This is a genomic window from Rhodoferax bucti, from assembly GCF_005876985.1.
In the GTDB taxonomy this organism is placed as follows: Bacteria; Pseudomonadota; Gammaproteobacteria; order Burkholderiales; family Burkholderiaceae_C; genus Allorhodoferax; species Allorhodoferax bucti.
This window is the reverse complement of sequence record NZ_VAHD01000001.1, coordinates 50915-74850: the sequence shown is the minus strand read 5'-3', so window position 1 is coordinate 74850 and position 23936 is coordinate 50915. Positions and strand designations below refer to the sequence as shown.

General features: G+C 63.5%; 18 protein-coding genes. 9 read left to right on the top strand and 9 right to left on the bottom strand.

The window, feature by feature from the left end; all coding sequences use genetic code 11:
* The first annotated feature begins 78 nt into the window (after positions 1–78).
* A complete protein-coding gene (locus FDM28_RS00350; RefSeq protein WP_138511939.1) occupies positions 79–1179 on the top strand; it encodes a LacI family DNA-binding transcriptional regulator in 1101 nt (366 codons plus the stop codon).
* Positions 1180–1211: 32 nt separating this feature from the next.
* A complete protein-coding gene (locus FDM28_RS00345; RefSeq protein WP_138511937.1) occupies positions 1212–2372 on the top strand; it encodes an MFS transporter in 1161 nt (386 codons plus the stop codon).
* Positions 2373–2514: 142 nt separating this feature from the next.
* Here FDM28_RS00345 and FDM28_RS00340 read toward each other — a convergent pair whose 3' ends face one another.
* From FDM28_RS00340 to xylF, 7 genes are all read right to left on the bottom strand, one after another.
* Positions 2515–3444, bottom strand: a complete 930-nt coding sequence (locus FDM28_RS00340; protein ID WP_138511935.1) for a hypothetical protein — start codon at positions 3442–3444, stop codon at positions 2515–2517.
* Between the two features lie 672 nt (positions 3445–4116).
* Entirely contained in the window at positions 4117–5430 is a 1314-nt protein-coding gene (xylA, locus tag FDM28_RS00335) for a xylose isomerase (RefSeq protein ID WP_138511934.1), read from the bottom strand.
* A 73-nt stretch (positions 5431–5503) separates the two neighbouring features.
* Positions 5504–6952, bottom strand: a complete 1449-nt coding sequence (xylB, locus tag FDM28_RS00330) for a xylulokinase (RefSeq protein ID WP_138511932.1) — start codon at positions 6950–6952, stop codon at positions 5504–5506.
* A 2-nt stretch (positions 6953–6954) separates the two neighbouring features.
* The gene (locus FDM28_RS00325; RefSeq protein WP_138511930.1) at positions 6955–8133 is read right to left on the bottom strand and encodes an ROK family transcriptional regulator; all 1179 of its coding nucleotides are present in this window, start codon (positions 8131–8133) and stop codon (positions 6955–6957) included.
* Positions 8134–8164: 31 nt separating this feature from the next.
* Positions 8165–8938, bottom strand: coding sequence for an ATP-binding cassette domain-containing protein (locus FDM28_RS00320; protein ID WP_138511928.1), 774 nt, complete (start codon positions 8936–8938; stop codon positions 8165–8167).
* Positions 8935–10071: an ABC transporter permease subunit gene (locus tag FDM28_RS00315; protein WP_138514151.1), complete on the bottom strand. Its 1137-nt coding sequence runs from the start codon at positions 10069–10071 to the stop codon at positions 8935–8937. The genes FDM28_RS00320 and FDM28_RS00315 overlap by 4 nt, the downstream gene beginning before the upstream one ends.
* A 141-nt stretch (positions 10072–10212) precedes the next feature.
* Positions 10213–11232 carry a D-xylose ABC transporter substrate-binding protein gene (xylF, locus tag FDM28_RS00310; RefSeq protein WP_138511926.1) on the bottom strand — a complete coding sequence of 340 codons (1020 nt, stop codon included), beginning with the start codon at positions 11230–11232 and terminating at the stop codon, positions 10213–10215.
* Between the two features lie 219 nt (positions 11233–11451).
* Between xylF and FDM28_RS00305 the strand changes: the two genes are divergently transcribed.
* A complete protein-coding gene (locus tag FDM28_RS00305) occupies positions 11452–13083 on the top strand; it encodes a CRTAC1 family protein (RefSeq protein ID WP_240791852.1) in 1632 nt (543 codons plus the stop codon).
* Positions 13080–14432: a vanadium-dependent haloperoxidase gene (locus FDM28_RS00300; RefSeq protein ID WP_138511925.1), complete on the top strand. Its 1353-nt coding sequence runs from the start codon at positions 13080–13082 to the stop codon at positions 14430–14432. Before FDM28_RS00305 ends, FDM28_RS00300 begins: the two co-directional genes overlap by 4 nt.
* A 15-nt stretch (positions 14433–14447) precedes the next feature.
* On the opposite strand, the gene FDM28_RS00295 is transcribed toward FDM28_RS00300, so the two are convergent.
* Entirely contained in the window at positions 14448–15032 is a 585-nt protein-coding gene (locus FDM28_RS00295) for a hemerythrin domain-containing protein (RefSeq protein WP_138511923.1), read from the bottom strand.
* Between the two features lie 148 nt (positions 15033–15180).
* Here FDM28_RS00295 and FDM28_RS00290 point away from each other — a divergent pair, with 148 nt between their 5' ends.
* Both FDM28_RS00290 and FDM28_RS00285 read left to right on the top strand, forming a co-directional pair.
* Positions 15181–18918, top strand: coding sequence for a DUF748 domain-containing protein (locus tag FDM28_RS00290; protein ID WP_240791851.1), 3738 nt, complete (start codon positions 15181–15183; stop codon positions 18916–18918).
* A gap of 3 nt (positions 18919–18921) precedes the next feature.
* Entirely contained in the window at positions 18922–19551 is a 630-nt protein-coding gene (locus FDM28_RS00285) for an FMN-binding negative transcriptional regulator (RefSeq protein ID WP_138511921.1), read from the top strand.
* A 50-nt stretch (positions 19552–19601) separates the two neighbouring features.
* Here the strand turns inward: FDM28_RS00285 and FDM28_RS00280 are convergent, their stop codons facing one another.
* Complete coding sequence (locus FDM28_RS00280) at positions 19602–20621, bottom strand: pirin family protein (protein ID WP_138511919.1); 1020 nt, start codon at positions 20619–20621, stop codon at positions 19602–19604.
* Positions 20622–20678: 57 nt separating this feature from the next.
* On the opposite strand from FDM28_RS00280, the gene FDM28_RS00275 reads away from it, so the two are divergent.
* From FDM28_RS00275 to FDM28_RS00265, 3 genes are all read left to right on the top strand, one after another.
* Entirely contained in the window at positions 20679–21848 is a 1170-nt protein-coding gene (locus FDM28_RS00275) for an exo-alpha-sialidase (protein WP_138511917.1), read from the top strand.
* The gene (locus tag FDM28_RS00270) at positions 21845–22492 is read left to right on the top strand and encodes a hypothetical protein (RefSeq protein ID WP_138511915.1); all 648 of its coding nucleotides are present in this window, start codon (positions 21845–21847) and stop codon (positions 22490–22492) included. The genes FDM28_RS00275 and FDM28_RS00270 overlap by 4 nt, the downstream gene beginning before the upstream one ends.
* A gap of 91 nt (positions 22493–22583) precedes the next feature.
* Positions 22584–23930: a dicarboxylate/amino acid:cation symporter gene (locus FDM28_RS00265; RefSeq protein WP_138511913.1), complete on the top strand. Its 1347-nt coding sequence runs from the start codon at positions 22584–22586 to the stop codon at positions 23928–23930.
* Positions 23931–23936 lie beyond the last annotated feature (6 nt).

Sequence of the window (23936 nt, the reverse complement as noted above, 5' to 3'; positions counted from 1 at the left end):
CACCTCAAAAACACCTCAAAAATTCCGCGCAGTTTCCAGCACTGCCAGCACAATGCAGGGCTCGCCCCAAGGACACCCATGGCCCATGAATTCCCCATCAAAGAAGTCGCCCTGCAAGCCGGCCTGAGCCTGGCCACGGTGGATCGCGTGGTGCACCAGCGCCCCGGCGTGCGGGCCAGCACCCGCCGCCGGGTGGAGCAGGCGCAGGCCGAGCTGCGGCGCCAGCAGCAGCAAGTGGGCTTGCGCGGGCGGCGCTTGTTGATCGACTTGGTCATGGAGGCACCCACCCGCTTCACCCGCATCGTGCGCGACGCGCTGGGCGTGGCCATGCAGCGCAGCCAACCGGCCGTGTTCCGCGCGCGGGACCACTTGGCCGAGACCCTGCCCGTGCCCGAGCTGGTGGCCGTGCTGGATGCCATTGCCCGCCGGGGTAGCCATGGCGTGCTGCTCAAGGCGCCCGATGTGCCCGCCGTGGCCGAGGCGGTAGACCGGCTGCAGGCGCGCGGCATTCCGGTGGTGACCCTGGCTACCGATGTCAAAACGGCCCACCTCCATCCCTATGTAGGCTTGGACAACCGCTGCGCGGGCCAAACCGCCGCCTACCTCATGGCGCAGTGGCTGGGCCCGCAGGCGCCGGGGCAGGCGGTGGATGTACTGGTGTCCAGCAGCGGCCAGCGCTTTCAGGGGGAGGACGAGCGCATCCACGCCTTTGTGCAGGCCATGGCACAGCACCTACCGGCCTGCACGGTACACGTGCTGGACACCGGGCTGGGCCTGTACGCACCCACGGTAGCCGCCGTGGGGCGTTTGCTGCGTGAGCAGCCCGAAGTGGCGGCGGTGTATTCGGTAGGAGGGGCGAATGCGGCCATTCTTGCGGCGTTTGACCAGGCACAGCGGGCCTGCCACCCCTTCATCGGCCACGATCTGGATGACGACAACCTTGCCCTCCTGCGCGCCGGTCGCCTGAGCGCTGTGCTGCACCACGACTTGCAGCACGACCTGCAAAGGGCGTGCTGGCACTTCATGCAGGCACAAGGGGCCGCGCGAGGCGTACCGCAAGAGGCACGAGAAGAAGCACGAGAAGAAGCACGTAAAGGGGCGCAGGCGGTGCGGCCGTCCAATGTGGAGGTCATCACCCCGTTTAACCTGCCCGCAGATGTGGCCCGGCCCGGCATTTAGACTGCGCGCTGTTTTTGGCAACGCAACCCCGCATGACGACCTCGACCCCCGCCCCCGCATCGCCCGTGTACGACTGGCGCACCATCACCGCGCTTAACACGGTGTCCACGCTGGGGCAAATCGGGCAGTTCGGCATCGTGTACGTGATGGTGCCGGTGTGGCTGGCCCTGCAGGGCTTGAGCGCGGCGCAGCTCGGGTTTTTTGCCGCCTCGCTGTGGCTGGGGCAAATGCCCGGCCTGGGCCTGGCACCGTGGTTGAGCCGCCACTGGGGCGCACGCCGCGTGGTGGTGGTGGGCCTGGCTTGCTCGGTAGTGGCTTTGTTGGGGCTGGCCGTGGCAGCATGGCCGGTGTACTTGCTGTGCGGTCTGCTGGCCGGGCTGGGCATGGGCCTGCGCTGGGTGGGGCTGGAGCCGTGGCTCTACAACATAGCCCCCGCCCACGCGCGCGGGCGCCTGGTGGGTTTTCATGAAACGCTGATTGCCGCTGCGCCTGTGGTGGCCCCGGCCATTGCCGCCTGGGTGGGTGTGCAGGGCCACACCATTCTGTGGGTGGGTGTTGGCTTTACCGTGTCGGCACTGGTGCCTCTTGGCCTGGCGCGCACCCCGCCGGTGGATGACGCACACCACGCCCGCAGCTGGGCGCAGTCTGCCCGCGCGGCGTGGCCGCACCGCATCTTCCAACAAGGGCTGCTGATTGCGCTGTGTGGCGGCATGCTGGAGTCGGCGCTGGCCGGCTTGTTTGCGGTGTTCGCGGGGGACAGGGGTTTTGATGCTGAGAGCATCGCCCGCCTGCTCACCGCCTTTGGGCTGGGCGGCTTGCTGCTGCAATACCCCGTGGGTTGGATGGCCGACCACTGGGGCCTGCGCGCCGCCGGCGCATTGGCCGCGCTGGGCTCCGCTTTGGCGGCTGCGCTGTTGGCATGCGTACCCGGTGTGCCGGTGGCGTTTGCCACCCTATTTGTGCTGGGCGGGCTGATCACCGCCTTCCTCACCTTGGCCCTGATTGCTTCCACCAAGACCCCCACGCCCGACATGGCCTGGAACGTCAGTAGCCTCTCCATGGCCTATTCGCTCAGTGCCGTCGTCGGCCCGGTGGTGGCCGGCGGCGCCATGACCGCCACCAGCAGCGTGGCGCTGATGTGGTGTGTGGCGGGGGTGGGTGGTGTGATGGTGGGGTTGCTATTGAAAAGATAGCTGGTAGCGCAGGCTCGGTGGGCGCAAGAGTCGAATTTGATGCTTGCTGCCTACCAATTGCGGATAGCCAAGATTTCTGCAAATGGACGCTCGTCGCTTGTCTCGAACGCAAATCAGAGGCGTTTCTTTTTCATTGTAGGACTTAGACTGCATTCGCGACTTCTTGTAGCAACGCCATGCCTGCGGCTTGCGTGGCCTCAATATATGACTCAACTTCAGCGGGAGTAACCCAAAGATCGTCTCCCATGGCGACAGCATGCCCAGTTGCCTCAAGGTATTCACGATCCACTAAACCTCGTCGGTGAACGATAAGGTGCCTTTTCTGGCTGAGGTCCCATAAGCGCTTGTCACTGAGTGTTTGATGGAGACTTGAGGCTAAAGGGAAGAGCGCTTGATAGGTTGCACGGATCGCCGGAACGTTTTTCAAGTCGGCACGAGAAATAAGGAACTGGCCGAGATTTTTCGACATATCAAAACCGTAACTTGCGAGAGTCTGCCAATCTATGCGCTCCACTGAAAATCTCTTCCGGTTCGTACCATCGGACAGCAGCAGATCAGAGAGGCTTGGTTGTCGATCAAGTAGGTAGACGAACGCGTCACGGGCAAGCACCTCCATGGCAGACCAAACAAGGACAATTCCCTGTCTAGTGAGTTCGCGCGCTGCGGCAAGCGACTCAGGATCTTCTTTTAACCGGAGAAGGCGAGCCAAGATGTCATTGATGATTTGGTCTTTTCCATCCTGCCTCTGATATGCCTCAAACTTGAATTGAGCCTTTTCTAGCGCGCCAACGTCATCGGTAGATTCGCTATCTGATTTGAGTGCACGAATGCGCTCAGCCATGTGTATCCGTTGCCAGTGAAGGTTGATGACTTCAGATTGTGTGTATTGAAAAGGAATACTGAGCGTCCTAATGACGCCGACTAGGTTCTCAGCAAATGCGACAGCCACTAGATGCAGATCCTCAGGCCCCGAAGCCGCGGTAGCGATGATTGCGGCCCGCGCAGGTCCAAGATCGGGAGGAACAAGGAAGACTTCGCGGACTTGGCTGGCGATCGAGGGTGGTGTTGTCATGAAATGCCGTCCCTAACGTGAATCAGGCTACACCACAAAGCAACGTGAGTGCGAATGAATTATTCGATTGCATCGGCTCCTTAGCTGTTGTGCCGAGAGTTCCAATTGCACTTTCCACACTGGGCGTACTCTGCAACTATGTCGTACAGGCCCAGTGCGTTTTTTTCAGGCGAGTGAATCCGACGAATCTCGATCAAACCCCCACATTTGGGGCATTGGTCACCGCTCTCGTAACCATCTGTCTCATCGTTTGGTTCGCTGTGCTTTATATTCATTGAAATGTCTCCTTTCACCAATTCTATGCACGTCATCACACGACGGGACGTCAAAGTCCGGACGCAGGTCTGCCGCTTGGAGAGCTCATATATGTTGGTGACATCAATTGAGGCTTACTGCCACGAGTAGCGTTACAGAAGTCTGGCTGTAATTGACCTAGGTGAATCGCGTAGGGTTATCAGGACTTTCTATATATATGTTCAATTACGATCAATTCTGCTGAACTCGTAGGTAATTTCCGATCCCTCAAACCAGCAATTTAACGCCCGCTTTAATTAGACAGCTGTTCTTGGCCAAATACAGACCCGCATCAAGATCACGACTGTCGCAAACAAAAAAGGCCCCGCAGGCATTCACCTGCGGGGCCTTCGTTTTTCCGTTCTCTAGTTGCTCAACTCAGATATAGCTATTCAACAAGTTCTCAATCCGCTCCTGTCGGCCGGACACCGGTTGCACGTCCACGTTCTGGTCCAGCACGCGTTGGGCCACGGCGTCTAGGCCGAGTTTGCCGGTCAATACGTCCTGGCCGAAGCTGCCTTTCCAGCCGGCGTAGCGGTCTTCGGTGACTTGGGCGAATTGGCCGTCGGTAATCATCTTTTCTGCGATCAGCAGGGCGCGGGCTGACACGTCCATGCCGCCGATGTGGCCGTGGAAGATGTCTTCGGGGTCAATGCTCTGGCGGCGCACTTTGGAGTCAAAGTTCAGGCCACCGGTGGTGAAGCCGCCGCCCTTCAAGATCAGGTACATCGCCAGTGCGGTCTCGGGGATGTTGTTGGGGAACTGGTCGGTGTCCCAGCCGCACTGCATGTCGCCGCGGTTCATGTCGATCGAACCGAACAGCCCCAAGTCAATGGCCGTGGCAATTTCATGCTCAAAGCTGTGGCCCGACAGGGTGGCGTGGTTGGCTTCGATGTTGACCTTGATTTCCTTCTCCAGGCCGTAGCGGCACAAAAAGCCGTAGACGGTGGCGGTGTCAAAGTCGTACTGGTGCTTGGAGGGTTCGCGGGGCTTGGGTTCGAGCAGGATGGTGCCTTGGAAGCCGATCTTGTGCTTGTACTCCACTACCATGTTCAGGAAGCGGCCCATTTGGTCCAGCTCGTGGCCCATGCGGGTGTTGAGCAGGGTCTCGTAGCCTTCGCGGCCGCCCCACAGCACGTAGTTTTCACCGCCCAGTTTCAGGGTGGCGTCCATGGCTTCTTTCACCTGCAGGGCGCCCATGGCAAAGATTTCTGGGTTGGGGTTGGTGGCCGCGCCCGACATGAAGCGGCGGTGGCTGAACAGATTGGCCGTACCCCACAGCAGCTTCATGCCGGTGGCTTGCTGCTTGGCGCCCAGGATGTCGACCATCTCGCGCAGGTTGTTGACGCTGTCACGCGGGGTGGCGCCTTCGGGGGCCACGTCGCGGTCGTGGAAGCAGTAGTAGGGCGCGCCCAACTTGGTAAAAAACTCAAAAGCCACTTCGGCCTTGGCCTTGGCGGCGGCCATGGGGTCGCTGATGCTGTGCCAGGGGCGTTGGAAGGTGTCGCCACCAAACGGGTCCAGCCCGTTCCAGCAGAAGGTGTGCCAGTAGCAGCTGGCAAACCGCAGGTGGTCTTCCATGCGCTTGCCCAGCACCAGCCGGTCTTTGTCGTACCACTTGAAGGCCAGCGGGTTGGTGGATTGCGGGCCCTCGTAAGCGATGGGGGTAACGGTAGAGAAGTAGTGGCTCATGGTGGTCTCCTGGGTGGTTTAGTTGTTTGGTCGAATTAAATAGGCGACCCAACACGTGGTTGGGCACTGGGTTTTAGGTGTTGCGGTACAGGCTGCGGAAGGTGGCGTAGCGCTCAAGCAGCAGGGCTTGTTCGGCCGCGTTTGGCTGGTAGCTGGCGTGCACCTCGGGGCTCAGGCACACCTGCGCCAGCGGCGCGCCAGTGGCCAGCCAGCCCAGGCGCGCTGCGCCCAAAGCGCCGCCCACGGCAGAGCTGCCGTGGGTGACGATTTCTACATCCAGCGCGCTGGCCAGTTGCTGCGCCCAGAAGGTGCTGCGGGCACCACCGCCTACGAGCGACAGACGTTGCACGCTGCTGCCTGCAGCGTTCAGCGCAGCCAGGCCGTCTTTCAGGCCGAAGGTCACGCCTTCAATGACGGCATAGCCCAGGCGGGCGGCGTCGGTGTCAAAGCTCAGGCCGTGGAAGCTGCCGCGCACATTGGCATCGTTGTGCGGAGTGCGCTCGCCGCCTAAGTAGGGTAAAAACAAAGGCGATGCGGCGCGCTGTGCAGCGCTCAAGGCGCCGGCCTTTTCGGCCACCACACCGGCGTTGGGCGCGCCCAGCAGGTCGGTGACCCATTGCAGGCTGCTGGCGGCAGACAGCATCACGCTCATCTGGTGCCAGCGGCCGGGCACGGCGTGGCAAAACGCGTGGGTGGCGCTGGCCGCATTGGGTTGGTAGCTGGGTGTCACCACAAACAGCACGCCGCTGGTGCCCAGCGACAAAAAGCCCTGGCCGCTGTCCACGGCGCCCATGCCTACAGCGCTGGATGCGTTGTCGCCCGCGCCACCGGCCACCACGATGCCGGGGTTCAGCCCCAGGGTGCTGGCGGCTTGTGCGCTGAGTTGGCCACCGGGCGCGCTGCCTTCCACCAGGCGGGGCATGTGGCTGCGTGTGAGGTTGGTCAAGGCGAGCAGGGCGTCAGACCAGTCGCGTTTTTGCACGTCCAGCCAGAGGGTGCCGCTGGCGTCTGACATATCGCAGGCGTATTCGCCGGTGAGCATGAGGCGCACATAGTCTTTGGGCAGCAACACTTTGGCCACTTGCTTGAATATGTCGGGCTCATGCTTGGCCACCCAGCGCAGCTTGGGCGCGGTGAAGCCGGGCATGGCCAGGCTGCCGGCCAGATCGGTGAGGCCGGGGAGCTCGGCCATCATCTCGGTGCACTCGGCGGCGCAGCGCGTGTCGTTCCACAAAATGGCGGGGCGCAGCACGCGGTCTTGCGCGTCCAGCAGCACCGCGCCGTGCATCTGGCCCGAAAGGCCGATGGCTTGCACTTGGGCGTAGTCGGCCGGGTGCGCCTCTTTGAGCTTGGCCAGTGCGCTTTGGGTGGCGGCCCACCAGTCGGCAGGGGCTTGCTCGCTGTGGCCGGGGTGGGGGCGCGACACCGTGAGCGCCGTGCCGGCCGAGCCGATGATGCTGTGGTCGTCCGCCAGCAGCAGGGCCTTCACTTCGGAAGTGCCGATATCGATACCTAAAAACATAGTTAAACCGTCGTAGTTGTCGTGGAGAGAGAAAGGGGGTCGTCCTCGGGCAGGCGGGCCTGCACCGAGGGGGTACGGGTGTGCATGGGGCGCAGCTCGTGGTGCAGCACCAAGGCAGCGGCGCCTACGGCCGAGGCCAGCAGCCCGTAGCGTGCGGCGCGCAGCGGGGGCGCCACCATGCCGGCCGCTGCGGCGTAGCGTTGCAGGGTTTCTTGCGCAGTTTTGACGATGCCGGGGTAGGTGTCACACGATGGGCCGCCCACCACCAAGGTGCTGGGGTTGAAGGTGGTCCACAGGTTTTGCAACACCACGCCCAGGTAGTGGCCGCCTTGCGAAGGGTCGGGCAGCTTGCTCAGGGTGCGGGCGCCAAAAAAGGTTTCGGCACAGCCCTTGCGTCCGCAGGAGCACAGGGGCCCGTCTATTTGCAGAATGCTGTGGCCGATTTCGCCGGCCATGCCTTGTATGCCGGTAAACAGCCGGTCGTTGAGCACAATGCCGGCGCCCACACCGGCGCCGCAAGTCACGAAGATCAACGAGTCTTTGGCATCGCCGTCGGAAAACTCGTATTCGCTCAGGGCGGCGGTGTCGGCCTCGTTTTGCACATGCACTTGCACTTCGGGCAGTTTGGCTTGGGCCAATGCCTGGGTGATCTGGGGCAAAAAGTCCACATTGCGCCAGCCCAGGTTGGGGGCAAAGCGCAGCATGCCCGTGGCTTCGTCAAACGCACCGGGCAGGCCCACGCCCACACCGGTGAGCTCCATGTTGCGTTGCTGCAGCTGGGTGTAGGTGCGCGCAATCAGGCGCGCGGCCTGGCGGCAAACCTCTTCGGGTTGGGTGCCAATGAGCCCTTCTTCGGTGGCGCACAGCACTTGGCCGCTGAGCGATACGCCCACCACGCGCAGCGCTTCTACCGCCACTTCCACACCGATCAGCCCCCGGTAGCGGGCGTCAATGTGCAGGGGGGTGGAGGGGCGCCCCAAGCCCTGGGCGGCGGGCACCTCGGTTTCGGTGACCCAGCCTTCGTCCATGAGCTCGCGCACCAGCAGGCTGACGGTGGACTTGGTCAGCCCGCTTTCCGCCGCCAACTGGGCCCGGGACAGGCCCGGGCGCGCCCGCAGCAGCCGCAGCAGCACACTGCGGTTGATGCGTTTGACTAATTGTTGGTCGCCGGTGGTTTTCATGGTGTCGCAGTAGGGGTGGGGCTGTGCAGTGTTACAGAGTGTGGGTTTGCACTTTCCCTTCGGGTTGTTTCCCCGCGATGATCATGCCAAGAACTTCGTCTTCCGCCACGTCTGTCGTGCGATAAGTGCCTACTAATTTTCCATTTTTCATCACCGCCAGCCGGTCACTGAGGCCAAACACGTCCGGCATGTCGTGGGTGATGAGAAAAATGCCCACCCCTTCGGCCTTGAGTTGCTTGACCAGGTTGCCCACCATCGCGGTTTCTTCCGGGCCCAGGGCGGCGGTGGGTTCGTCCATGATGAGGATCTTGGCATTGAAGTAAATCGCCCGCGAAATCGCCACCACCTGGCGCTGCCCGCCCGATAGGCGGTGCACCGGAGTGCGCACGTTTTTAAAATTTTTGTTGAGGCGGTGAAACACTTTTCTCGCTTCGGCGTCCATGCGGTGGTCGTCCAGCGTGTTCCAGCGGGTCAGCAGTTCGCGGCCCAAAAACAGGTTGGCCACCGAGTCCAGGTTGTCGGCGAGCGCCAAGGTCTGGTAGATGGACTCAATGCCGCAGCGCTGGGCATCAACCGGGGTGCGGATGGCAGCGATTTCGCCCTGAATGCGGACTTCGCCGCTATCGATCGGGTAAGCGCCTGCCAGCATTTTCATGAGAGTGGATTTGCCGGCCCCGTTGTGGCCCAGCAGCGCCACGACTTCGCCGGGGTAGAGGTTGATGCTGACGTCTTCCACCGCATGCACGCCACCAAAGGCCTTGCGGATGTTGCGCATCTCCACCAGAGGTTGCGGGTGTTGGCTCATACGGTGTCTCCTGTCACACGGCGATAAATCACATCAAACACCACCGCTGCAATCAAAACCTGCCCGATGATCACGTAGCGCACCCCAATGGATACGTCCAGCAGCAGCATGCCGCTGTCAATGCTTTGCATGATGAGCGCTCCCAGCACGGAGCCCATGATGGAGCCGCTGCCGCCGGCCAGCGCGGTGCCGCCGATGACGGCCGCCGCAATCACATACAGCTCCATGCTGGTGCCCAGCGAGTTGGTGCCGGCGTTGAGCCGGGCGATGGACACGATGGCCGCCACGGTAATGAGCACCCCCATCAGCGCAAACAGCATGAGGGTCACTTTGCGCACCGGTATGCCCACAAGCGCAGCTGCTTCGGGGTTGCCGCCCATGGCAAACACATAGCGGCCAAAGCGGGTGCGGTGCACGATGAAGGACAGCAGCAAGGCCACTACCCCCCAAATCAGCACCGGAATCGGAACGCCCTGCGGCGCATCCTTGCTGGGGATTTGGTAGGCGTTCATGGCGGCCACAAACCCCAGCACGATGACCACGGGCACCAGCACGATGGCCGCATCCAGCCACAGCGGGTTGTTGGGCACGTCGTACGAGGCTTTGGCGCGGCGCTTGCTCCACATTTGCATCACCAGCGCTGCAACAATCACAGCGGCAAGCACCCAGCTCGGGGTCACGCCGATGGCGCCATCAAAGCCGCCACCCAAGCGCTGAAAAAACAGGTCGTTGACAGGCTGGGTTTTGCCATCGGCCACCAGAAAGGCCGCGCCGCGAAACGACATCAGCCCGCCCAGCGTGACCACGAAAGACGGCACGCCCAGCTTGGCGGTGAGTGCGCCCTGGTAGAGCGACACGGCGATCGCCACCGCCAAGCCCGCCAGCGAGGCCGTCGCCCAGTGCCAGCCGCCGGTGTACATGAGGGTGGCAATCAGCACCCCCACGAAGCCCATGACCGAGCCTACCGACAGGTCGATATGGCGGGCCACGATGATCAGCACCACCACGGTAGCCACGACGCCGACCACAGCGGTTTGCTGGGCAATGTTGTAGAGGTTCTCAGGGGACATAAACAGTCCGCCGGACAGGATGTTGAACACGATGGCAATGGCTGCCAGCACAGTGCCCATCATCACCAGACGCCAATCAATGGTCGCCTGTTTCAAGGAGTTCAAAACGGGATTCACATGCGTTCTCCGCAAGACATAAAAAAACCGCGGGCTGACCCCAGCCCGCGGTTCGAGGGCTTCAACTAACTCAGAGAGAGACGCAAATTACTTGCAAGCTGCTGGGCCCTTGGCGGTATCCACTCCCTTGCACAGGTCATCTTTTTTGATCCAGCCGGCTTTTACGACCACATCGAGGTTCTTGGCGGTAATGGGCACGGGCTTCAAGAACTGGGCTTGCAGAGCCACTTTCTTCTCACCACCGCTCCAGGTCTGGGCGGAGGCTACTTTTTGGCCCTTGGCCAGCACTACCGCTGCGGCGGCAGCGTCACGGCCTAGGTCGCGCGCGTCTTTCCACACCGACACGGTCTGGCTGCCCAAAGCCACGCGGTTCAGCGCAGCATGGTCACCGTCCTGGCCGGACACCGGAATGCCCTTGATGCCCTTGGCAGTCAAAGCAGCCACCACGCCACCGGCGGTGCCGTCGTTGGAGGCCACCACGGCGTCAATCTTGCCGCCCGTCTTGGTGATGATTTGCTCCATGTTCTTTTGGGCGACTTCGGGCTTCCAGCCGTCGGTGTACTCCTCGCCCACGATCTTGATGTCGCCCTTCTTCACCGCAGCGTCAATGATTTCTTGCTGGCCACCGCGCAGGAAGTTGGCATTGGGGTCGGTAGGCGAGCCCTTGATCATCACGTAGTTGCCCTTGGGCTTGGCTTCCAGAATGGCGCGTGCCTGCATGCGGCCCACTTCCACGTTGTCGAAGGTGATGTAGAACACGCCGGGCGCTTCAATCAGGCGGTCATACGCCACCACCGGGATCTTTTGCTGCGCGGCCTTGTTGATGGCGGGCAGGATGGCGTCCTTGTCCATGGCCAGAATGATCAGGGCCTTGGCGCCTTTGGCGATCAGGCTGTCGATGTCGGCCAACTGCTTCTCGGGCGAGCCGCCGGCGTCTGCGCTGATGTAGCTGGCGCCGTCTTTGGCGAGTTGGGCTTTGATGGCGGCTTCGTCGGTCTTCCAGCGTTCTTCCTGGAAGTTGGACCAGCTCACGCCCACAACTTGGGCAAACGCTCCGGCAGCGGCCATGCTCAGGGCCAATGCGGTCAGGCTTGTTTTCAATTTCATCGTTGTCTCCAGTGGATCGGCCCGTCCCGGGCCTGTGGTTTTGGAAAGACTCTTGAGAGCCATCGCACAACTTGCAGCAGATTTGCGCACTTAGTTTTTGCGATGAACTAATTGTTGGCGCCTTCACAAAAGACGCGAATAGGGATAAACCCGACATAGTTTATTCATCGAACTTAATAAGATCGGCCCCTTCTTTCATATTTCATAAAGGTTTGCAGCGTGCGCGCCAACCCTCTGTTTTCTCTGCCCGCAGGCCGTTTGCTGGCCCTGCTGCTGTGTGCGGCCCAAGGGGCCCATGCGGCAGACCCCGCACCGCTGCCCGCGACCCCGCGCTTTGTGGAAGAGACGGACACTGCCGGCCTGCAAAGCCGCTTTGAAGGCGAGGGCGAATACATGGTGGGCGGCGGCGTGGCCACCTTCGATTGCGATGCGGATGGCCTGCCCGAGGTGTACGTGACCGCCGGGGTCAACAAAGCCAAGTTCTACCGCAACCGCAGTGCGCGGGGCAGCGCGCTCAAACTGCAGGAAGAGCGCTCCGGCCTGGAGCTGACCAACGCCATCGGCGCCTACCCGCTGGACATCGATGGCGATGGCCAGACCGACCTGGTGGTACTGCGCGTGGGCGAAGTGCAGGTGTTCAAAGGGCTGGGCCAGTGCAAGTTTGAAAAAGCCAACGACGCCTGGAACATCCACACCGGCAACGGCTGGCACACCGCTTTCTCGGCCACCTGGGAGCGCGGGCAAACGTGGCCCACGCTGGCCTTTGGCACTTACGCCGACCGCAGCAAACCCGAGTTCCCCTGGGGCAGTTGCACGCCTGGCCTGCTGTTGCGCCCCAAGGAGGGCGGCGGCTACCGCAGCGCCACGCCGCTGGTGCCGGGCCACTGCGCGCTGTCCATGCTGTTTTCGGACTGGAACCGCTCGGGCCAGGCCGCCTTGCGCGTGAGCAACGACCGCGAGTACTACAAAGGCGGTGAGGAGCAACTGTGGCGGCTGCCACCCGGTGAGCCCCCTGTCCTTTACACCGCGAATGAAGGTTGGAAGCCGCTGCAAATCTGGGGCATGGGCATTGCCAGCCACGATCTCAATGGCGATGGTTACCCCGAGGTGTTTTTGACCAGCATGTCTGACAACAAGCTGCAAACCCTGGAAGCCGGTGCGGCCCAGCCGCGCTACATCGATGTGGCCTTCAAGCGTGGCGTCACCGCCCACCGACCTTATGTGGGGGGCGACGTGCACCCCAGCACCGCCTGGCACGCGCAGTTTGCCGATATGAACAACGATGGCCTGGTCGACCTGTTCATCGTCAAAGGCAATGTGTCCACCATGCCCGACTTTGCGACGCTGGACCCCAACAACCTGCTGCTGCAAAAGCTCGATGGCAATTTCGTGGAGGCGGGTAGCCAAGCGGGCTTGGCCAGCTTCAAGCGCGGGCGTGGTGGCATGGTGGTGGACTTGAATGGCGATGGCTTGCTGGATGTGCTGGTGGTGAACCGCTGGGACAAAGCGCAGGTCTGGCGCCAAACCCACAGCGGTGCGGCGGCAGGCGGCGGGCACTGGCTGCAACTGCGTTTGCAGCAAGCCACTGGCAACCGCGATGCCGTGGGCGCATGGGTGGAGCTGCGGCTGGGCGAGGGCGAGAACGCACCCGTCATCCGCCAGGAGCTCACCGTGGGCGGTGGGCATGCCAGTGGCCACGTGGGGTGGATGCACTTTGGCCTGGGCGAAGCCACCCGCGTGCAACTGCGGGTGCAGTGGCCAGGCGGTGCCTGGAGCCCTTGGGTGCTCGCAGCGGCAGACGCTTTTTACCAACTCTCTGATGCAGGCTTGCAGGCTTGGAAAGCACCATGAAAAAAACACTCCTCACCCTGGCCCTGGGTGCCTGGTTGGCCTGCACTGCGGCGCTGGCTCCGGCACAAAGCGTGAGCCCCGCGGCCCGCCCGGCGCAGGACTACAGCGCCAGCGTGGCCACCGAGTGGTTCAGCCTGGCGCTGCTGTTGACCCAGCAAACCCCGGGCTTCAGCCCGCCGGTGGCGTCACGTGCCTTGGCGTATTTGGGGCTCACGCTGTATGAGTCGGTGGTGCCCGGCATGCCGCAGCACCAGAGTCTGGCGGGGCAGTTGAACGAACTGCAGTCTTTGCCCTGGGCCCAGCCCGATGAGGCCTTGCACTGGCCCACGGTGGCCAACGCCGCCATGGCCACCATGACGCGCATGATGTTTCCCACCGCCAGTGCCGAAAACAAGGCGCGCATCGATTTGCTGGAGCGCAGCCTGCCGCTCAAGTACAGCCAGGACTTTGACCCCAACACGGTTACCCCCGAGATCACCAACCGGTCTGAAACCTTTGGCAAGCTCATGGCCATGGCGGTCATGACTTGGGCGCGCACCGATGGCGGCCACGAGGCCTGGGGCCCGCTGCGGCGCAACCAGCAAAACTATGTGCCACCCAGTGGCGAGGGCCAGTGGTCGGCCACTCCACCGGCGTTTGCACCTGCGTTGTTGCCCTGGTGGGGCGATGTGCGCCCCTTTGTCCTCAAAAGCGGCAGCGCGTGCGCGGCTCCGCCTCTGCCGGCTTACTCCGAGGCGCCGGGCTCCGCGTTTTACCGAGAGGCACAAGAGGTCTACCGGGTGAGCAACCAGGCCACGCAAGAGCAGCGGCAGGTGGCGCTTTATTGGGCGGATGACCCGCTCAAAACCCCCACACCGGCCGGCCATTGGGCGTTCATCGCTGGTGACCTGCTCAAGCACAACAAGGCCTCACTGGCCATGGCCGCGCAAACCTATGCGCAACTCAATATCGCAATGGCTGATGCGTTTATTGCCGGCTGGAAAATCAAATACACCGTGAATCTGCTGCGGCCGGTGACCTATGTGCAGCTCGTGATCGACAGCAACTGGGTGCCCACGCTGATGCACACACCACCCTTCCCGGAATACCCCTCAGGCCACTCGGTGCAGTCCAGCGCGGCGGCCGGGGTGCTGGAGCAGGTGTTTGGTGCCAACAAGCCGTTTACCGACAACACCCACAACGACCGGGGCTGGGGCCCGCGCACCTTTGCCAGCTTCAAGGTTGCGGCAGACGAGGCGGCCATCTCTCGCATGTACGCTGGTATCCACTTCCGCAGCGGTATCGAGGGCGGCAAGGTGCAGGGGCGCTGCGTGGCGCAGCAGGCCTTGGCGCTGCGTTTCAGGCGCTAGCGCGAACCTTCTCAGTCAGGCCTCGCCCACGCCAATGGGGGCGGGCGCCCGCATGACGATGCGGGTGAACAGGCGGTCATACACCGGGTCGCGCTGGCCTTTGGTGGCCAAGGGGTCGCGGTTGGCCTCGAAGGCGGCGTCCAGCTCCGCCCAGTCGGCATCGCCCAACACGCTCTGGGCGATGGGCAGGATGGCGGTTTCTTCCAGTTGCATATGGGCCAGGTAGGCCTGCACATAGCGGCGCACGGCGGTGTCAAAGGCTGCGCGGCGGCTCTCGCCGATAAGCTCCCAACCCAGCAGCAGGTGCTGCAGGTCGCGCACCGCGTTTTCGCTATGGGCGTGGTCTTCTTCGAGCTGGATGATGGCTTCCATGGCCTCGGGTGCCAGCCGGGCCACGCGGGGGAAGAGCAGGTTGGACTCCTTGGGGTGGTGCAGCTTTTCGGGAAACTCGTCAATGTAGAAGAGCATGGCCCGCACCACGTCAAAAAAGTTCTCCGGCTCATCGCCCGGTCCCCGGTCCAGCATCATGGTGAGCGACTGCAACATGGCTTTGAGCGCGGCGTGCTCGTCTTTGATGATGTCCAGGCTGCTGTGTTTCATGGGGTGTTTCCTCGGGCTGGGCGCGAGCTTCCCACGTTGTGTTGCTGGGCGGATTGATGCACGTCAAAACTCTGGCGCTTAAGCTGCGGTGCGTCTGCCATGGCGCTTGGGTACCATCTGGGTGCACCTTATCAATGAGCCCGCTGCCATGACTTCACTTTCTCCCGCTGTTTCCCTGTGGCTTCGCCGTTTGGCGTGGGGCCTGGCCGGCTTGCTCGTGCTGTGGGTGCTGGCCTGGGCGGCCGTGCCCCCCTTGCTCAAAAGTCAGGCACAGAGCCGCTTGAGCACGCTGCTGGGGCGGCAGGTCACGGTGGGCGGGGTGGGGTTCTCGCCCTGGTCGCTCGAGCTCACGGTGCGTGATCTGGCAGTGGCAACGGCCGATGGCAAGAGCCCCCAATTCTCGGTAGACCGGGTGTACGTGGATGCTGAGCTGCAATCCTTGCTGCGCCTGGCGCCGGTGGTGGATGCGGTGGCGATTGACGGCCCCAAGGTGCACCTGACCCACCTGGGGTCCGGGCAGTACGACATCGACGACATCGTGCAGCGCCTCAACACGCCGGATGACACCCCCGCCGGCCCCACACCCCGCTTTGCCGTCTACAACGTGACGCTGACCGGTGGCGGCGTGGATTACCTGGACCAGGCCGGCGGTGGCGAGCGCCGCCACACGGTGCACGACCTGCAGATCAGCCTGCCGTTTTTGAGCAGCTTCGACTCCAAGCGCGATGTGCTGGTGTCTCCCCGCCTGGCTTTGGTGCTCAACGGCAGCAAATTTGATACCGCCGCGCAAGGCACCCCGTTTGCCCAAACCCGCAAGGGCGAGGCGGAAATCACCATCCAGCAGCTCGACCTCGCGCCCTATTTGCCCTACCTGCCCGCCGGCTTGCCGGTGAAGCCGCAGAGTGCGGTGGTGGACGCGGCCTTGAAAATCGGCTTTGTGCAAAACCCGCAAACGGCGGTCACGCTGTCCGGCTCGGTCACTGTCAGCCGCATTTCGGTGCAGGACGCGGCGGGCAAGCCCCTGCTCTCTGCCGACAGCCTGCAAGTGGGCTTGGCCGATGTGCGCCCGCTGGAGCGCAGCGTGAAGCTCTCCACCGTGGAGTTCAAGGCCCCGCAGCTCAACGTAGTGCAGTCCGCCGATGGCAAGCTGAACCTGCTGTCTGCACCCGTTGCCCAGAAAAATGCTCCTAAAAAGATAGCTACTCCCGCAAATGTAGCGAGCGCTAGCGGCACAAAAGACACTCAAACGGCAGCCCCCGCCGCCTGGAGTGTGCAGCTCGACACCCTGGCGCTGCGCGATGCCGCGGTGGATTGGACCGACCAGACCACCGCCCCCGCCACCCGCTTGGGCTTGCGCGAGGCGAATGCCACGGTGTCCCATGTGCAGTGGCCCATGACGGAGGCTGCCAGCCTGGACTTCAAGGCGCGCCTGCAATCTTTGGCGTCTGGTGCCGCCAAGGTGCCGTCCGCCACCCTCAGCCTGCAAGGTGAGGGCACGGTGGCCAGCGGCAAAGCGGCGCTGAGCGTGTCGGACTTCGGGCTGGGGTTGGTCTCCGGCTATGTGGCCCCGTACCTGGTGCCTACCTTGCGTGGCCAGGCTGACACCCAGCTCAGCGTGGCTTGGGACGGCGAGCGCCAAACCGCCGTGGTGCAAAAGTTGGCCTTGCGGGATGTGGCCTTGGTGGGCGCACTTGCCGCGCCGGGCACCGCCGCGACGGCAGCGGCAACCGCGAGCGCTGCCGGTAACGCCAGCTCGGGCGACAGGCCCCAATTCAAGCTGCTGGAGGTGAGCGATGTGCGGCTGGACACCTTGGCCCGCACGGCCACCGTGGGCAAAGTGCTGCTGCAAAAGCCCAGCAGCGGCGTGCGCCGGGATGCGGACGGGCATTGGATGTTTGAGAGTTGGCTCAAGCCCACCGAGGCTACCGCCGCCACGCCGGTAGCGGGTGCACCCAAATCGCCGCCCCCGTGGAAGCTGAATGTGGGGGAGTTCAAGCTCGACGAGGGCCATGTGGTGTTCTCTGACCGCGTGCCTGCGCGCCCGGTGCGGGTGGAGTTGAGCAACTTGCAGGTGCAGGCCAAAAACATCCAGCCCGAAGGCAAAAAGCCCATGCCTTTGCAAGTGGCGGGCAAGCTCAAATCCGGCCAGGCCGCCGCGGGCAGCCTGCGCTACACGGGCAGCGTGATGTGGGACCCGGTGGTCGCCCAGGGCGATGTGGAGGTGGTGGACCTGCCCGCGCACGCCTTTGCCGCCTACGCCGGTGGCGCGCTCAACCTGGACGTGCTGCGCGCCGACACCAGTTTCAAAGGCCAGATCCGCTACGCCGCTCTGGCGGCCGGGCCGGACGTCAGCGTCCGGGGCGATGCCGCGCTGGATGACTTCAAGGCCAACACCACCGGCAAGGGCGCTGAGAGCTTGGGCGAAGAGCTGCTGAGCTGGAAGGCGCTGAACGTGCCCGGTATCGACTTCAGCATGTCCCCCGGCACCGCCACCAAAGTGCAAGTGCGCGAGGCGGCCTTGTCCGATTTTTATGCCCGCTTGATCGTGAGCCCGGACGGGCGCCTGAACCTGCAGGATGTGAGCAAGCCGGCCAATGCCACACCGACAAATGCAGGCGATACCGCCAAGCCGGTGACTGCGACGGCAAGCAGCCCTGCCCCAGTGCAGGCGGCGGCGGGGCCGGCACCCGTGATCCAGATGGGCCCGATCAGCCTAGTGAATGGCAGGGTGCTGTTTTCCGACCGCTTCATCAAGCCCAACTACACCGCCAACCTCACCGACCTCACCGGCAAGCTCAGCCGCTTCTCCAACCAGCCCACGAGTGGTGTGGTGCAACTGGCCGACTTGGAGCTGCGTGGCCGGGCAGAGGGCACCGCGTCGCTCGAAATTTTGGGCAAGCTCAACCCGCTGGCCCAGCCGCTGGCGCTGGACATCACCGGCCTGGTGCGCGACTTGGAGCTCTCGCCCCTGTCGCCCTACGCCGTCAAGTACGCGGGCTATGGCATCGAGCGCGGCAAGCTCAGTGTGGATGTGCGCTACACCGTGCAACCCGACGGACAACTCACCGCCAGCAACAAGCTCGTGCTCAACCAGCTTACTTTTGGCGACAAGGTGGAGGGCGCGCCCGCCAGCCTGCCGGTCAAACTGGCAGTGGCTTTGCTGGCCGACCGCAATGGCGTGATTGACCTGGACCTGCCCATCAGCGGCTCGCTCAACGACCCGCAGTTCCGCATTGGCCCGGTCATCTGGAAGGTGATCACCAACCTGGTCACCAAGGCCATCACTGCGCCGTTCAGCTTGTTGGCCAATGCCTTTGGCGGCAGTGGCGGGGCAGAGTTGAGCAGTGTGACCTTTGCGCCCGGTAGCGCCGCTCTGAGCGATGGCGCCCGCGCCGGCCTCGACAAGGTGGCCCAGGCGCTACAAGACCGCAGCGCCCTCAAGCTCACCGTGGTGGGCTCGGCCAACCTGGAAGCCGAGCGCGAAGCCGCCAAGCGTGAAAAACTCAAGGCCCTGCTGGTGGCCGAAAAGCGCCGAGTTGCCAGTGCCCAAGGCAAAGACGCCGCCACGGTGAGCAGCTATACGACGGAGGAAATGCCGGCCTTGCTGCGCGCGGTCTACCGCCGTGCTGATATCACCAAGCCCCGCAACCTGGTGGGGCTCACCAAGGACATTCCGGTGGCGGACATGGAGGCCTTGTTGCTGGCTAACCTGAGCGCCAATGAAGACGACATCCGCGACCTGGCTTTGCAGCGGGCGGTGGCGGTGAAAGAGTACTTGGCAGGCAAAAAGCTGCCGACCGAGCGCCTGTTCCTCGGCGCGGTGAAAACCGGCGGCCCGGCGGCCTATGCCAAGCCGCAGGCCGAGTTGGAAATCGGCGGAAACTGAGCCATGTACCAACCCGCCCACTTTGTTGAAACCCGCCCCGAGGTGCTGCATGCGCTGGTGCAGAGCCACCCTTTGGCCACGCTGGTCACCCTTTCCGCCAAAGGCTTGGACGCGAACCATATTCCACTGGTGTTGCGGGCGGGCGCGGATGGCCGCACCTCGCTGGTGGGGCACGTGGCCCGCGCCAATCCGGTTTGGAAAGACACCGACCTGAGCATGCCGGTGCTGGCGATTTTTCAGGGGCCGCAGCACTACATCAGCCCCGGTTGGTATGCCACCAAGGCAGAGCATGGCAAGGTGGTGCCCACTTGGAACTACGCAGTGGTCCATGCCAAAGGCCTGCTGACGGTGCATGACGATGCGGCCTGGATCCGCAGCCAGATGCAGCAGATCACCGCCCAGCAAGAAGCGCCCATGGCCCAGCCATGGGCCGTGGACGATGCGCCACGCGACTACACCGAAAAAATGATTGCGGCCGTGGTCGGCATCGAGATCGTGGTGGACGAGTGGGTGGGCAAATGGAAGATCAGCCAGAACCAGCCGCCCGCCAACCAGACCACCGTGCGCGAAGGCTTGGAACGCCAGGGTACTGACGCCGCCCACACCATGGCGGGCTTGGTGCCTCGCCCCTGAAAACCGTGCTCCGTGCAGCGGCGGAGCGTGGGGCTTGATTTGCCGCTAGGCTAGCCTCGTTCCTCTACTTTCCCATCCGCGTGCTTGGCAAAGCGGCCTTTGTCGCGCGGGTGCACGGGGTCGTTGGCGCCCCAGGGCCAGCCGCCGAATTCGGTGCGACGGTAGTCGGCAAAAGCCTGGTGAATTTCGGCCTGGGTGTTCATCACAAACGGGCCGTACTGCGCCACCGGCTCGCCGATGGGGCGGGCCTGCAGCACCAACAGCTCGCTCTCGGCATCGCCATTCACCAAAGTGCAGTCGTGGTCGGCTTGTACCACCATCACCGATTTCACCGGCACGTCTTCACCCGCTACTTGCAAGGCGCCACCTTTGAAAAAGTACAGTACGCGGCGGGTATCGGCGCTCTGGGCCGCAGGCAGTGTCCACTGCGCACCGGGGCTGAGTTGGATGGTGTAAATGCCGAGGTCGCTATCCGGCTCGCTCGCCCACGAATCAGGCGGCGGTGGCAGGCCTTGCTTGTCGTGGAGCTTGCCGGCAATGCAGACCACTTGGGTGGTGTTGCCTTGCGCGTCGGTGGCGGTGATGCGTGGAATGTCTTCATGCCAAAACATGGTGAAGTGCGGCTCGGCCATTTTGTTTTTGGCCGGCAGGTTCACCCAGATCTGGAACAGCTCGGTGGAGTTGGGCGCATCGGTGTGCAGCAGTGGAAACATCTCGCAGTGCACGATGCCTTTGCCCGCTGTGAGCCACTGCACATCGCCGCCGCCAAAGCGGGCAGTGGCGCCCAGCGAGTCCGAGTGGTCGATGCGGCCATTGCGCACGATGGTCACCGTCTCAAAGCCCCGGTGTGGGTGGGAAGGAAAGCCCGGCACCGTATCGCCGTGGTACATGCTCCAGCCGTCTTGGCCCGCAAAGTCCTGGCCGATGTTGCGGCCGGCCAGCAGGGCCGGGTCCGGCGCCATCTGCGCATTGCCGGCGGGGTAGGCGTCGTTGTGGTGTACGCAAAATAAAAACGGGTCCATGGTTTGCCAGGGGAACCCGAGGGGGGCGATGGAGAGCAGGGTTTTCATAGCGCTAGATTGTCGTCCGGCTTCCGGGGCTGTGCCAGCGGCCACTAAGATCCCCCTATGTTGTTTTCTTCTTTTCCCGCACGTGCGGGACTGGTGTTGGGCCTGGCAGCGGCGGTGCTCGCTGTGGATGCGTGGGTGCGCCCGGCCGCGCCCGGCCCGGCCTTGGCGCAGATGCCGGCTATTGCGGTGCATGGCCAGCCGGTGCAGGCGGCCTCGTTGCAGCGTGTAGCCATGGGCGATGTGCCCATGCCCCCCGGCACCCAGGCGGCACATGCCAGCAGCCTGCTGCCCATGCCGGCCAGCAGCGCCACGGCCTTGAGCCTGTTTTGGTTTTCGGGGGAGCGCGAGAGCGGCCCCTTGGTGCAAATTGCCGCCACCCAGTGGGACCGCGCCAGTGGCCGCTGGCTGGAGCCCCGCTTTGTGGTGAACCGCGAAACCATGGGCGAGGTGCTGGGCCACGGCCTGCGCCGCTTGGGCAACCCGGTAGCGTGGATGGACGGGCAGGGCCGCATGCACCTGTTTGTGGTGGCCACCGGTTGGGGCGGGTGGGCGGCCAGCCGGGTGCTGCACCTGCGGCAAAGCAGTGCGTCGCAAGCGCTGCAAGACCTGGCGTTTGAGCCGGTGCGGGTGCTGCCTTTGTCGTGGTTGTGGAACACCAGCTTTCTGGTGCGCAATGCCGCGTTTCCTTTGCAAGACGGGGGCATGGTGCTGCCGGTGCACTTTGAGCTGGGCCTCAAGTACCCGGTGGCAGTGCGCCTGGATGCGCAGGGGGAGTTTGCCGGTATGACGCGCATTTCTGCCCAGGCCTACAAGCTCCAGCCCACCGTGGTGGCCCAAAGTCCAGCCGAGTGGGTGGCCCTGATGCGCGATGAGCGCCACAACGGCAAAGTCACCGCGGCCCGCACCCGCGATGGCGGCGCGAGCTGGGAAGACCTGCCCGATTTGCCCCTGGGCAACCCCGACTCGGCGGTGGCCGCTTTTGGCCTGGGGCCGCAGCAAATGCTGCTGGCCCACAACCCCACGCCGGAAGGCCGCGCCAAGCTGGACCTGAGCCGCAGCCACGATGGCCTGCAATGGACCTGGCAGCAAACCCTGCGCCAAGGCACCGAGGAGGCCGAGTTTTCCTACCCCGCCATGGCGTGGGCCGATGACGCTTTGTGGCTCGCTTACACCGTGGACCGGGCCACCTTGTCCTGGCAGCGCTTTGCCCCCGGAGGCACGCCATGAGCGCGCCGGCCTTGCCTGCATTGGGCGTGATGCAGCTGTGGCTGCAGATCGGCTGGGCGCTGGTGATTGCCGGAGGCGTGACGGCGGTACTCGCTCGGTTGACCACGCGGTTCACCGCGCGGGTGGCTGTGCTGCGTGCCGTGGCTGCGGCGCTGGCGCTGTGGGCCTTGTTGCCCGGCCCGTATTCCTGCGCGTATTGGTTGGGGCTAGCGTTTCAGGCGCCTAGCGGGGTGCTGGCATTGGCGTGTGGCGCGTTGGCATGGCCCGCGTTGCGGAGCCCCGGCCGGGCATTGCTTGGGGCTACACCGGCGACCCTGCCAGCGGAGGCCGGCTTGGCCGTGGCTGGGGTGCTGCTGGGCTGGGTGCTGCTGCTGGATACATTTGCGCAACTGCCGTGGGCGGTGTACGGCCTGGGCTTCGGCCCTGCCGCTGTGGCCGGGGTGCTGTTGCTTGCGCTGCTGCCCTTGCTGCAACCGGGGGCCTGCCTGCGAGTGACCGCATGGCTGGCACCTGCGGCGGTGCTGCTGTTTGTGGCGCTGCGCTTGCCCACGGGCAATGTGTTCGATGCGGTGCTGGACCCCTGGCTGTGGCTGGGCCTGCATGGGGTGGTGTTGCGGGGCGCCTACCGGCGCTGGAAGTCCTAGGGTTAACCCTACTGTTGAACGCCACAGTAGGCGCACAAAGGGTGGAGCCGTATCGTTGCGCCCTTTCATTCCTCGACTGCAGAACTACGCTATGGCTTCGACTTCCGGGCGCAAACCGCTCTACCAATCCCTTTACGTTCAGGTGATCACTGCGGTGGTCATCGGGGTGCTGCTGGGGCATTTTTACCCCCAGACCGGCGCTGACATGAAGCCGCTGGGTGATGCCTTCATCAAGCTCATCAAGATGATCATTGCCCCCATCATCTTTTGCACGGTGGTGGTGGGCATTGCCGGCATGGAAGACATGAAAAAGGTCGGCAAGACCGGCGGCCTGGCGCTGCTGTACTTTGAGATCGTGTCCACGCTGGCACTGGTGATCGGTTTGATCGTGGTGAACGTGTTGCAACCCGGCGCGGGCATGCATGTGGATGCCGCGTCGCTGGACACCAAGGGCATTGCGGCCTACACCGCGCCCGGCAAGATGCAGGGCACCGTGGACTTTTTGCTCAACGTGATTCCTACCTCGGTGATTGATGCGTTTGCCAAGGGCGAGATTCTGCAGGTGCTGCTGTTCTCGGTGCTGTTTGGCTTTGCGCTGCACAAGTTCGGCGGCCGCGGCACCATGGTGTTTGATTTGATCGAAAAGACCTCCCACGTGCTGTTCGACATCGTCGGCATCATCATGAAGGTGGCCCCCATTGGTGCGTTCGGTGCCATGGCCTTCACCATCGGCAAATACGGCGTGGACTCGTTGTTCTCGCTGGGCAAGTTGATGGGCGCGTTCTACGTGACCTGCCTGATTTTTGTGTTCGGCGTGCTGGGCATCATCAGCCGCTTGCACGGTTTCAGCATCGTGAAGTTTGTGCGCTACATCAAGGAAGAGCTGCTGATCGTGCTGGGCACTTCGTCCTCGGAGTCGGTGCTGCCCCGCATGATGGAAAAGCTGGAAAACCTGGGCGCTCGCAAATCGGTGGTGGGCCTGGTGATTCCGACTGGCTACTCCTTCAACCTCGATGGCACCTCTATCTACCTGACCATGGCGGCGGTGTTCATTGCGCAAGCCACCGACACCCCCATGGACCTGACCCAGCAGCTCACCTTGCTGGCCGTGTTGCTGCTCACCTCCAAGGGCGCAGCGGGCATCACCGGCAGCGGCTTTATTGTGCTGGCGGCAACTTTGTCGGCCGTGGGCCATGTGCCGGTCGCAGGCTTGGCGCTGATCTTGGGTATTGACCGCTTCATGTCGGAAGCCCGCGCCCTGACCAACCTCGTTGGCAATGGCGTGGCGACCTTGGTGGTCGCCAAGTGGACAGGGGACCTGGACATGCAGCGCCTGCAACAAGGCCTGGCCAACCCCACGGAGATCGAAGCCCAGGAGCCCGAGGTGCTGCTGGACCAGCAAGTGGCCACCATGGCGGTGCCAGCCGACGCGCGCTGATGCGGA

Coding starts and splice junctions, on each gene's coding strand:
- FDM28_RS00350 (WP_138511939.1), top strand. CDS start 79: ATGGCCCATGAATTCCCCATCAAAGAAGTCGCCCTGCAAGCCGGCCTG.
- FDM28_RS00345 (WP_138511937.1), top strand. CDS start 1,212: ATGACGACCTCGACCCCCGCCCCCGCATCGCCCGTGTACGACTGGCGC.
- FDM28_RS00340 (WP_138511935.1), bottom strand. CDS start 3,444: ATGACAACACCACCCTCGATCGCCAGCCAAGTCCGCGAAGTCTTCCTT.
- xylA (WP_138511934.1), bottom strand. CDS start 5,430: ATGAGCCACTACTTCTCTACCGTTACCCCCATCGCTTACGAGGGCCCG.
- xylB (WP_138511932.1), bottom strand. CDS start 6,952: ATGTTTTTAGGTATCGATATCGGCACTTCCGAAGTGAAGGCCCTGCTG.
- FDM28_RS00325 (WP_138511930.1), bottom strand. CDS start 8,133: ATGAAAACCACCGGCGACCAACAATTAGTCAAACGCATCAACCGCAGT.
- FDM28_RS00320 (WP_138511928.1), bottom strand. CDS start 8,938: ATGAGCCAACACCCGCAACCTCTGGTGGAGATGCGCAACATCCGCAAG.
- FDM28_RS00315 (WP_138514151.1), bottom strand. CDS start 10,071: ATGATGGGCACTGTGCTGGCAGCCATTGCCATCGTGTTCAACATCCTG.
- xylF (WP_138511926.1), bottom strand. CDS start 11,232: ATGAAATTGAAAACAAGCCTGACCGCATTGGCCCTGAGCATGGCCGCT.
- FDM28_RS00300 (WP_138511925.1), top strand. CDS start 13,080: ATGAAAAAAACACTCCTCACCCTGGCCCTGGGTGCCTGGTTGGCCTGC.
- FDM28_RS00295 (WP_138511923.1), bottom strand. CDS start 15,032: ATGAAACACAGCAGCCTGGACATCATCAAAGACGAGCACGCCGCGCTC.
- FDM28_RS00290 (WP_240791851.1), top strand. CDS start 15,181: ATGACTTCACTTTCTCCCGCTGTTTCCCTGTGGCTTCGCCGTTTGGCG.
- FDM28_RS00285 (WP_138511921.1), top strand. CDS start 18,922: ATGTACCAACCCGCCCACTTTGTTGAAACCCGCCCCGAGGTGCTGCAT.
- FDM28_RS00280 (WP_138511919.1), bottom strand. CDS start 20,621: ATGAAAACCCTGCTCTCCATCGCCCCCCTCGGGTTCCCCTGGCAAACC.
- FDM28_RS00275 (WP_138511917.1), top strand. CDS start 20,679: ATGTTGTTTTCTTCTTTTCCCGCACGTGCGGGACTGGTGTTGGGCCTG.
- FDM28_RS00270 (WP_138511915.1), top strand. CDS start 21,845: ATGAGCGCGCCGGCCTTGCCTGCATTGGGCGTGATGCAGCTGTGGCTG.
- FDM28_RS00265 (WP_138511913.1), top strand. CDS start 22,584: ATGGCTTCGACTTCCGGGCGCAAACCGCTCTACCAATCCCTTTACGTT.